Source organism: Treponema sp., assembly GCF_045657965.1.
Taxonomy (GTDB): Bacteria; Spirochaetota; Spirochaetia; order Treponematales; family Treponemataceae; genus Treponema_D.
This window is the reverse complement of record NZ_JAZOUG010000236.1, coordinates 37,782-48,581: the sequence shown is the minus strand read 5'-3', so window position 1 is coordinate 48,581 and position 10,800 is coordinate 37,782. Positions and strand designations below refer to the sequence as shown.

The following is a 10,800-nucleotide window of genomic DNA, read 5'->3' as shown; positions in this document are numbered from 1 at the left end:
CGCCTGCAATCTTAAAATTACACTCGCTCTGGCTGGCAATCAAACTTTTGAGAACCATTGCAGAAGCTAAAGGACTTCCTGCATAAAGAATCTTCAGAGTTTCCATGTCGAATCCTCCTTAATGTAAAAAAATTATTGTTTTTTTGCTTCTTTAGCTGCGATTTTGGCTGCAATTTTTGCTGCTTTTTTTGCTTTTTCGGCTTCCCTTTTTGCAGCTTTTTCAAGACGTTTTGCCATTTTTGCAGTAACTTCGGCAGCAAAATTCGGATCTCCACGGTCAATGTACACAATTCCTTCAAGATGATCGTTTTCATGCTGAATAATTCGCGCCAGAAGTCCGTCCGCATCAAGTGTAAAAGGCTTGCCGAATTCATTAAGAGCCTGAACCTTTACTTTTGAAGGACGCTTTATTGTTTCGTTAAAGCCGGGAAGAGAAAGACAGCCCTCATCATAATCACATAAATCATTGCTTGTAGAAATAATCTGGGGATTAATGAATACACGGCGGACTTCATCATCAGAAATAATTACAAAAAAACGCTTTGCCTGCCCAATCTGAGGAGCGGCAAGCCCTACACCGTCTGCTTCAAGCATAGTTTCAAACATTTCGTTAAAAAGTTCCCGCATTGAATCGTTGATTTCGCTTTCTTCAACAGGAACACATTTCTGTCTGATAATATCTTCACCTAATTTGTAAATTTTCATTTTATTTCTCCAGTCTTATTCTTGCCGCTTTTGCATGTCCCGCAAGTCCTTCTGCATCTCCGAGAATACCCGAAGCGGTAGCCGAAGCAACTGCTCCCTTTGCCCCCGGAACTGTGCGCAGAGTTGTAACAGTTTTTAAGAATACGCGTACGCTTAATCCGCCTGTGAAGCGGGCACTTCCGCTTGTAGGAAGTGTATGATTTAAGCCTGCCGCATAATCACCGAAAACTTCTGCACTGCCATGACCGACAAAAAGCGAGCCGTAGTTGTGAACAAGATTTGCGATTTTGTCGCGTTCTTTACCCTCTTCCATTGCAAGTTCAAGATGTTCCGGTGCCTTTTTATTCGCAACTTCAGCCGCCTGTTCAAGATTTTCGCAGACGATGATTCTTCCACAGTTTTTAATGCTTTCAGATGCAGTCGCTTTTGTCGGAAGAACTTCAAGCTGTTTTTCGATTTCTTCAGCGACAGACTTTGCAAGTTCTTCAGAATCAGTTGCCATGACAGGCTGAGCTACAATGTCGTGCTCTGCCTGAGCGAGGAGATCTGCCGCAACCCATGCAGGATTTGCAGATTTGTCAGCAATGATGAAGACTTCGGTAGGACCTGCAACCATGTCGATTCCGACAGTGCCGTAAACGAGTTTTTTTGCCTCTGCGACGAATTTATTTCCCGGACCGACGATTACATCTGTGCAAGGAATTGACTCAGTTCCGAATGCAAGAGCGCCGATTGCCTGAGAACCGCCGCACGCAAATGCTTTGGTAACTCCGCAAATGTAAGCCGCCGCCATGATGTTTTCGTCAGCATAAGGCTTTCCGCCGATAAACGGCTTTCCCGGAACGCCGGTGCCAGCTTTTTCTGCCGCAGCTTTATCACTCGGATGAACACGTGGCGGAGTACAGAGAATTACTTCTTTAACGCCAGCCGCAACAGCAGGAGTAATCGTCATTACGACAGTTGAAACAAGCGGGAAGCGGCCTGCAGGAACATAAACGCCCGCACGGTCAACAGGAATGTTCTTCTGCCCCGTAAACATGCCTTCTTCAAGTTCGATTTCAAAATCATCGAAAGACTCGCGCTGTTTTTTTGCAAACTTTAATGCAAGCTCGTGAGAATAGCAGATTGCCTTGTATAAATCAAGATTTTCCTTCTGCAATTTTTCGGCAGCGGCCTTAAGTTCAGACTGGGGAATTTCAAGAGATGAAGGAGCAGAAACATCGAATTTTGCACCGTACTCAGCCAAAGCCGCATCTCCGCGTTTTTTTACATCGGAAAGGACATCTTTTACAATATCAATAGAACCACCGAAATCACGTCCGTCAAAAAAAGAAGGTTCGATTTCAGCGTATTTTTGAATCTTTATCATGAGATAAATATACAGAATTTGAGCGGATTTTACTATCTGTTTTGAATTAATGTAGCGACTTTATTTTCTTTTAGCGTTTCATTCCAGAACCGAGTTGACCAAATCTGTTTTATATGTTAGTTTTCGCTAATTTTTATAAGCTAGTCATTACCAAAGTTAGAGGTGAAAAAAAATGAGAAAAATCGCCATTTACGGAAAAGGCGGAATTGGAAAATCAACAACGTGTTCCAATCTTTCGGCAGCATTAAGCAAGCTGGGTTACAAAGTCATGCAGGTAGGATGTGACCCGAAATCGGATTCAGTGAAAAATCTTAACGGAGGAAAGAAAATCCCGACCGTACTCGACATGCTCAGAAGCAGCAAAGCTGAAAATCTGACGCTTGATGATCTGGTTTACAAGGGATTTAACGGCGTGCTCTGCGTAGAAGCAGGCGGTCCTACTCCGGGAATCGGCTGTGCAGGACGTGGAATCATCACGGCATTTGAAAAGCTTGAAGAACTGAATGCATTTGAAGTCTATCGTCCGGACATCGTTATCTATGACGTTCTGGGAGATGTCGTCTGCGGAGGATTCGCAATGCCTATCAGAAACGGCTATGCGGAAGATGTTTTCATCGTTACTTCCGGAGAAATGATGGCTCTCTATGCGGCAAACAATATCGTGTCGGCAATCAAGAATTTCGGTCAGCGCGGCTATGCCCAGTATTCGGGTGTCATTTTGAATTCACGCAATGTAAAAGACGAAGTTGAAGTCGTTCAGAAAGCACTGGACGAAATCGGCGGCGAAATCATTCAGGTTGTGCCGCGCGACGGAATCGTACAGCAGGCAGAAAACCGCGGAATGACGGTCGTAGAAGCTTTCCCGGAATCAGAGCAGGCTCAGGTCTACATGCGTCTTGCTGAAAAAGTTCTTGCGTCAAGCACTGACCGCGAAATAGAAGAAGTTGCTCTTGAAGAAGAATTCGCTGAGGAGTTCGCTTGATGTGTCCTTCCTGCCCTTCTTTTGAAAAAACTCTTCACTACGTCTCACCGGCTCACGGAGGCTGGGGCGTCATCAGAATAGCGGCGACAATGCCGGAAAGCTATATGCTTTTTGTTGCGCCGTTTGCCTGCGGTCGTCACGGAGCTTTGGGTGCAGTACTGCATCACATTAAAAACCAGGTGAGCTATCTCTTTATAGATGAAAGTGACATCGTTTCAGGAAATTATGAGCATCTGGTACCTGACGCAGTTGAAGAACTTCTCGCCGCGCTCGAAAAACGACCGAAAGTGCTGATGATTTTCGTCTCGTGCCTTGATGACCTTTTGGGAACTGACCACGAAGCGCTTAACGCCCGTCTTTCAGAGAAGTTTACGGACATCCGCTTTGTTACATGCCACATGAATCCGTTCAAGATGGACACAAAAGTTCCTCCACAGGTTGGATTGCAGCGTTCACTGTTCAGTATTCTTGAAAAATCAGACGTAAAGAAAAACCAGATTAACATGGTTGGAAACAATGCGTCGGTTTCTGAAGACTGCGAGCTTTTTACGCTGATGAATCAGGCCGGATGGAAAATTAATCACATCGGAACGGCAAAAACTCTCGAAGAATTCCTTGATTTCTCTTCATCGAAGCTCAATCTGGTGCTTTCTCCGTCAGCAGGGCTTTCAAGCAAAATCATGGAAAAGAATCTTGGAATCCCCTATCTCCCGGCGATTCCGAACTACGACGTCGCAGCAATAGAAAAACTCTACCATGAAATAGAAAACCGACTCGGCATTTCGCTCGGAGATTTGTCTTCTTATAAAGAGCGGGCTGTAAAAGCGATTCAAAATGCGCAGAGCATAATCGGTGACTATCCGGTCATGATTGACTATCAGGCTGTGCGCCGCCCGTTCACGCTCGCAAACGTACTGCATGATGCAGGATTTAACGTAAAGCTCATCGCCGTCGATGCAGTTCCCGGCTTTGAAAAGGCTGCGTGCGAAAAAATCATGGAAAAGATTCCTGACCTCAAAATTATAGATGCGCTTCATCACGATTCTGCAAAATTTGAATTTGTGAACGAAGAATGTCTCTGCATCGGCTTCAACGCCGGATATCTTACAAAATCGCGTCATGTCGTTGACCTCATGGAAGACGAAACATTGTACGGATTTTACGGAGTCGAAAAACTTATGGATATGCTCGTCACGGCATATCAGGGAGAGCATTCGGCAGATGAACTTATCATCAAGGCAGGTATCGTAGTATGAGTAAATTGTGCATTAATCTTCCTCCATATGCTCCGGATTATTCAGGATGCGCTTCCGCACTTTTCGAGCTTGGCGGAATGATTGTTCTTCACGACGCGTCAGGCTGTACGGGAAACTATCTCGGATATGACGAGCCGCGCTGGATGGGTTCAGATTCATTCGTCTTCTGTTCGGGACTGCGCCACATGGACGCAATTCTCGGAAACGACAATCTCGTAATTGACCGGATTATTAAAGCGGCAAAAAGCCTCAAACCGAAATTCATCGCACTTCTCGGAAGCCCGGTTCCAATGGTAATCGGAACGGATTATGAAGGAATCGCGCGAGAAGTTGAAAGCAAGACGGGAATTCCAAGCTTCGGCTTTGACACGAAAGGTCTTGCCTACTACGGAAACGGCATTTCCAGAGCGGCAACCGCCCTCATAAAGCGCTTCGCAAAAAAGGGCGTAGTTCCTGAAGAAAAGCGTGACGGAATCAATATAATCGGCATGACTCCGCTGGATTTTGGAAACAAGCATGTCGAAAAAGACATCATCGCGCTGTTTGAAAATGCAGGAATCAAAGTGAACTGCTGTTTTTCGCTCGGTCATTCTCTTGAAGCAATCGAAAAATCATCTTCATCACGTCTGAACGTCGTAGTCTCACAGAGCGGAATCGAAACTGCACGCTTTATGAAGCAGAAATACGGCATACCGTTCATTACAGGAACGCCGGTAGGTGACGGAAAAATCATGGTGGACCGTGTAAAAGCCTTTTTGGAATCGGGAACGCTGGAAGACAGTACACCTGCTGAATCTGTACCGGGACGAAAAAAGATACTCATCGCCGGAGACCAGATTATTTCGCGCTCACTGTGTGAAGAAGCAGAAAAACGTCATCCACAAATTCAATTCGTTAGCGGAACACTCTTTGATTTTTCTGACGAAGAAGCTAAAACCGGAGAAATCCGTATCAAAGACGAGACTGAATTCAGGGCGCTCGTAAACAGCGGGGAATTCTCAGGACTTGTAGCAGATCCTCTCGCAGAACAGCTTTTTACGGCGGAAACAAAGCAGAAAATGAAATTCTTTCCGCTTGCGAATGTGGCCGTTTCGAGCAAAGTGTTCTGGAACGACTCAATAAACATCCTCGGAAGCGGGATGAACGATTTTATATCAAAACTGTGCATATAAGGTATTAAAAAAAATCAATTAAAAAAAACAGTCAAAGGAGTCATATATGAAAAAAGGTATCAGCATGGCCGTTCTGGCTTTTACAGCCTGCGCGTTTCTTGCCGGATGCAACAAAAAGTCGGGAGCATCTTCCGAAGCAGCTGCTTCTGCGGCAAAAACCATCGTTGACCACACGGGAACACAGGTCACAATTCCGGCAAACGTTGAACGTGTCGTTATTTCTTCGCTTCTTCCTCTTCCGTCGGTCTACTGTCTTTACATGGGCGGACCGAAAAAGCTCGTGGGAATGCATCCAAGCTCAAAGGCTGCTGCAGTCAATTCATATCTTTCAACCTGCTACCCTGAAATCAAGGACATTGATTCGCATTTCGTAAAGGGAAGCACCGTCAGTGTAGAAGAACTTCTCGCTCTCAAGCCGGATTTGATTCTCTACAATGCAGGAAACCAGGAAGAAAGAGAAATTTTCGACAGCATCGGCATTCCTGCAGTCGGTTTTTCTACAAACATTGCGGGATTCAACACGATTGAAACCTACGCACAGTGGATAACGCTCCTTGGCGAAATCTTCGGTCAGACAAAACGCAGTGACGAAATCATCGAGTACGGACGCTCGGTAAACGAAATGGTAAAGAGCCGGACAGCATCACTCAGCGAAAATGAAAAACCTGTCTGTCTTTTCCTCTATGCATGTGAAGCAAATTCTATCACAACATACGGCGGAAACATGTTCAACCAGTATTGGATTGAAACCTGCGGCGGAAAAAATGCATCGTTCGACTTGAAAGGCTCGGCAAGCATAAACATGGAACAGATTTATCAGTGGAATCCGGACAAAATCTTCATTACGAATTTTACGCCTGCACTCCCGGAAGATTTGTACACAAACGCAATCGGAACATACGACTGGAGTTCCATCAAGGCAATCCAAAACAAGGAAGTCTACAAAAATCCGCTTGGAATGTACCGATGGGCACCACCGTCATCAGACACGCCGCTTGCACTCCAGTGGTTTGCAAAGCAGATTCACCCGGAACTGTTCAGCGACATCGACATGGATGCAGAAATCAAATCTTACTTCAAGAAATTCTATGGTGTAGAGCTTACGGATGAAAATCTGAACGACATCTACCATCCTGCACGTGCCGCTTCAGGAAAATAACAATACTCACAGCTAAAACAATAAAAGGAAATAAAAATGAAAAAATCACTTACACTGCTTGCATGCATTATGACTGCAGCTTTGGTTTTATCATGTACAAAAACCGAATCAGCAGCAAATACAAAAAAAGAGACTCATGTTGTCGTAGATCATAACGGGCGCGATGTTGTGCTTCCGGTAAATATTGAACGGGTCGTCATGATTTCACCGATGCCGCTTCCGTCTATTTACTGTCTGTTCATGGGCGGAACCGATAAGCTCGTAGGAATGCACCCAAGTTCAATGGCAGCAGCTCAGAATTCGTATCTGAAAACAGTTTATCCTGACGTCGTCAATATTCCGACAGATTTTGTCAGAAACGGCTCTGTAAATGCAGAAGAGCTTTTAAAACTCAAGCCGGATGTAGTATTCTATCTTGCGTCAGACAAAGCACTTGAAGAACTTTTGATGAATGCAGGAATAACAAGCTTTGCTTTTTCTACATCAATATCACCGACATCAAGCACAATCGAAACATATTCAAAATGGATTGAAAAATTCGGAGAAATTTTCGGAGATACCGGTCGTGCCGAAGCTATCATAAAATACGGACAGGAAGTCGAAAAAAAGGTTTCAGAACGCGTTGCAAGAATCGATGAAAAAGACAAAAAATCTGTTCTGATGCTCTACATGTACGACGACACTCAGATGCAGACATCCGGCGTGAATTTTTACGGTGACTACTGGATAAATGCGGCTGGAGGAATCAACGTTGCAAAGGATTTGACCGGCCCGAATGCCATCAGCATGGAGCAAGTGTACACATGGAATCCGGACGCAATCTTTGTAACGAATTTCAGCCCGCGTCTTCCTGAAGATTTTTACAATAACTCGATTTCCGGAACAGACTGGTCGGTTGTAAAAGCCGTCCGTGAAAAGAACGTGCATAAATTCCCGCTCGGAATGTACCGCTGGTTCCCGCCAAGTTCAGACACACCTCTCTGCCTGCAGTGGCTTGCAAAAACACTGTACCCGGATGTGTTCAGCGACATCGACATGGATGCGGAAATCAAATCTTACTTCAAGAAATTCTACGGCGTAGAGCTTACGGATGAAAATCTGAACGACATCTACCATCCTTCACGCGCTGCTTCCGGAAAATAACAATGTTCATAACGAATAAAAAACTACAGATATCGTTTATTCTTTTCAGCTTTATCATTGTGCCGGTTACAGCCCTCATCTGTCTCGGAATCGGACGCTATACCTTAAGCCCGCTTCAAATCCTGAAAGCCTTCGGAGATTTGATTTCGGGCGCGGACGGCGACGTGATGGCTCAGACGGTCATTTTTAAAGTCCGGCTTCCGCGCATAATTCTCGCGGTCTTTATAGGCGCGGGGCTTGCATGCTCGGGTGCGGCATTTCAGGGATTGTTTTCAAATCCTCTTGCGACGCCTGACACTCTGGGTGTTGCAAGCGGAGCGTCGTTCGGAGCTGTCTTTGCGATGCTCTTTCACGCAAATCTGATTGTCATTCAGTTTTCGGCACTCGCGTTCGGTCTTGCGGCATGTTTCATCACCTACAAGATGGGACAGGTACGGGGAAAGCAGTCGGTGATTATGATTGTTCTTTCGGGAATTGTCGTTTCGTCGCTGGTGCAGGCAATGGTTTCGCTCGTAAAGTACCTTGCAGATCCTGAAGACCAGCTTCCTTCAATCACTTACTGGCTCATGGGAAGCATGGCAAGCGCAAACTACAAAAATCTTGTGCTCGGTCTTCCGTTCATCGTCTCCGGCATGATTTTTCTGTATTTCATCCGCTGGAGGATAAACATTCTCTCGCTCAACGAAGACGAAGCAAAGTCAATGGGAATAAATCTTCAGCTCATCCGACTGCTGATAATTCTCGCTTCTTCGCTGATTACTGCGTCCTGCGTTTCAATGTGCGGTTCGGTCGGCTGGATCGGTCTTCTCATTCCGCACATCTGCCGGATGCTTTTGGGAAGCAACAACAATACGGTTATTCCGCTGAGCGTTTCTCTCGGTGCAATTTTTATGGTCGTGATAGACACGTTCGCACGAAGCGCGTCTTCCGCTGAAATTCCGGTCTCGATAATCACGGCCGTAATCGGAGCGCCGGTTTTCATCATTCTGCTTAAAAAGACAGGAGGTGTCTGGTCATGAAATTTGAAGTAAGGAACGGCGTTTTTGCTTACGGAAAGAAAAAAATCATCGACGGCGTATCGTTTTCCGTGGAAGACGGAGAAATCCTGTGCGTTCTCGGCTCAAACGGCGTCGGAAAGACGACACTGCTCAAATGCATGATGGGTCTGAATAAATGGACGTCGGGCGGAACCTTTATTGACGGAACTCCGATTTCAGAAATTGCGAACAAGGAATTCTGGAAGAAAATCGCTTACGTTCCTCAGGCGAAGAATTCAGCCTTTTCGTTCACCGCACTCGACATGGTGACGATGGGTCGGAGCGCGCACCTTGGAATGTTCAGCCAGCCGTCAAAAGAAGATGAAGAACGCGCTCTTCAGGCGATGGAAGATGTCGGTGTTTTGTACCTCAAAGACAAACTCTGCACGCAGATGAGCGGAGGCGAATTGCAGATGGTGCTTATCGCCCGCGCGCTCACCGTAAATCCGCAGATGCTCGTTCTTGATGAACCGGAGTCAAACCTTGATTTTAAGAATCAGCTTGTCATCCTCAATGTCATAAAGCGTCTCTCGGAAGAAAAACACATTTCAGCAATCGTGAACACGCATTTTCCGGCACACGCAATGAAAATCGCCGACAAGGCATTGATTCTGAACAAAGATGACCGGACGTATTTCTACGGACGGGGCTGTGACGTAATCAACGAAGAAAACATGAAGAAAACGTTCAGCGTACAGGTTCACATCAATGAGTTTGACTTCCAGAACCGCCACTACCGGAGCGTCGAACCTCTGTATGTAGTGTAACATCCCCAGATGAGCGTGAAAATGAATGTCAAAACCATATCAAGAACTGTACAGCCGAGAATAAAGTCCACGCTCATCAGTATGCGGTAAAGCACAAAGCCTAGAATCCAGATAATAATTTTGGCGATGTCGATTTTCTTTCCTGAAGAATCGCGCTTGATGACGAAGAAATCCGCAATCAAAATCGCAATCACCGGGGCAAATACCGAGCCGATGTAATACAAAAAGTCGGTGATGTTGTCCATGTTGAAGAGAATTGCGCCCGCTGTTCCCAAAGAAGCGACAGCGATTGCCGTGATTTTTCCGTCGAGTTTTTCAAATACTGTTTTTGCAGAAATTCCTGCACTGAAAGCATCAAGAAAGGTTGTTGTAACTGTTGAAAGAATGATGATGATAAGACCTGCGATTCCAAGTCCGGATTTTACTGCAATTGCAGCGATGTCGCTTTCGCCGGTGAAAATTGCAGCTCCCATTCCAATAATGTACATCCAGCACGAAACGGCACCGTAAATCACTGAACTTGCAAGGGTAGCACGGAACGGTTTTTCAGCTTCTTTTGTATAATCAGAAATGAGCGGAAGCCATGAAAGCGGCATTGCAACCGCAAGTTCCACAGCAGAGCCAAAACTCATTGCTTCTTCAAAAACTGAAGCTTCTCCCTTTTCGCCAAAGAAAATAATTTTACAGAGAACGAGCGTAAGAATAAAAAGTAAACTCATCGTAAAAACATTAATTTTTCCAAGATTTGTGATTCCGATTACAATCCAGATAATGATTAGCGCGCCGATTACTAAACACCACACCCATTTTCCAAAAGAAAAGATTTCGTTTACAGCAAGAGAGCCGTCGTAAATCATAATTCCTGTCCAGCCGACAAGCTGAAGAACATTTAAAAGCGCAAAAAATCTGCTTCCGATGTCACCGAAGCTGAATTTTGTAGTTTCCATCGCACTTTTTCTGGAAACGCCGCCGATATAGCCGGCAAAAAAAAGCAGCGAGCAGCCGATTAAATGTCCAAGGAGAATTGCTGCCGTTCCCTTTGCAAATCCAAGAGGTGCAAAATATGTTCCGGTAATAATTTCGGCGATTGAAACTCCTGCACCGAACCAGATTAAAGCGTTGTTAAATACAGAGGTCTGTTTATTTTCCATGATAGATTTTTCCTTTTTCTTATGTTTTTGAAAGTAAGTGTTGAAAATCATGCGGAATC

At 45.2% G+C, this 10,800-nt stretch carries 10 protein-coding genes; 7 read left to right on the top strand and 3 right to left on the bottom strand.

All coding sequences use genetic code 11. The annotated features are described in order from the left end of the window. Window positions 1-132: 132 nt before the first annotated feature. Window positions 133-705: a peptide deformylase gene (def, locus tag ACKI5B_RS08975; RefSeq protein WP_407427929.1), complete on the bottom strand. Its 573-nt coding sequence runs from the start codon at window positions 703-705 to the stop codon at window positions 133-135. Window position 706: 1 nt separating this feature from the next. Next, on the bottom strand, window positions 707-2,074 hold the full coding sequence (gene hisD, locus ACKI5B_RS08970; RefSeq protein ID WP_407427927.1) for a histidinol dehydrogenase: 1,368 nt from the start codon (window positions 2,072-2,074) through the stop codon (window positions 707-709). Between the two features lie 172 nt (window positions 2,075-2,246). Here hisD and ACKI5B_RS08965 point away from each other — a divergent pair, with 172 nt between their 5' ends. The 7 genes from ACKI5B_RS08965 to ACKI5B_RS08935 are packed head-to-tail and all read left to right on the top strand — an operon-like array spanning window position 2,247 to window position 9,590. Continuing rightward, window positions 2,247-3,056 carry a nucleotide-binding protein gene (locus ACKI5B_RS08965; RefSeq protein ID WP_407427925.1) on the top strand — a complete coding sequence of 270 codons (810 nt, stop codon included), beginning with the start codon at window positions 2,247-2,249 and terminating at the stop codon, window positions 3,054-3,056. Further along, on the top strand, window positions 3,056-4,312 hold the full coding sequence (locus tag ACKI5B_RS08960) for a nitrogenase component 1 (RefSeq protein ID WP_407427923.1): 1,257 nt from the start codon (window positions 3,056-3,058) through the stop codon (window positions 4,310-4,312). The genes ACKI5B_RS08965 and ACKI5B_RS08960 overlap by 1 nt, the downstream gene beginning before the upstream one ends. After that, entirely contained in the window at window positions 4,309-5,484 is a 1,176-nt protein-coding gene (locus ACKI5B_RS08955; protein ID WP_407427921.1) for a nitrogenase component 1, read from the top strand. The genes ACKI5B_RS08960 and ACKI5B_RS08955 overlap by 4 nt, the downstream gene beginning before the upstream one ends. 46 nt (window positions 5,485-5,530) lie before the next feature. After that, window positions 5,531-6,643 (top strand): ABC transporter substrate-binding protein, encoded by a 1,113-nt coding sequence (locus ACKI5B_RS08950; RefSeq protein ID WP_407427919.1) that lies wholly within the window; start codon window positions 5,531-5,533, stop codon window positions 6,641-6,643. A gap of 36 nt (window positions 6,644-6,679) precedes the next feature. Next, entirely contained in the window at window positions 6,680-7,786 is a 1,107-nt protein-coding gene (locus ACKI5B_RS08945; protein ID WP_407427917.1) for an ABC transporter substrate-binding protein, read from the top strand. 2 nt (window positions 7,787-7,788) lie between these two features. Beyond that, complete coding sequence (locus tag ACKI5B_RS08940) at window positions 7,789-8,805, top strand: FecCD family ABC transporter permease (RefSeq protein ID WP_407427915.1); 1,017 nt, start codon at window positions 7,789-7,791, stop codon at window positions 8,803-8,805. Beyond that, window positions 8,802-9,590, top strand: coding sequence for an ABC transporter ATP-binding protein (locus tag ACKI5B_RS08935; RefSeq protein ID WP_407427913.1), 789 nt, complete (start codon window positions 8,802-8,804; stop codon window positions 9,588-9,590). Before ACKI5B_RS08940 ends, ACKI5B_RS08935 begins: the two co-directional genes overlap by 4 nt. On the opposite strand, the gene cytX is transcribed toward ACKI5B_RS08935, so the two are convergent. Continuing rightward, window positions 9,557-10,741: a putative hydroxymethylpyrimidine transporter CytX gene (gene cytX, locus ACKI5B_RS08930; RefSeq protein WP_407427911.1), complete on the bottom strand. Its 1,185-nt coding sequence runs from the start codon at window positions 10,739-10,741 to the stop codon at window positions 9,557-9,559. The genes ACKI5B_RS08935 and cytX overlap by 34 nt on opposite strands. Between the last annotated feature and the right edge of the window lie 59 nt (window positions 10,742-10,800).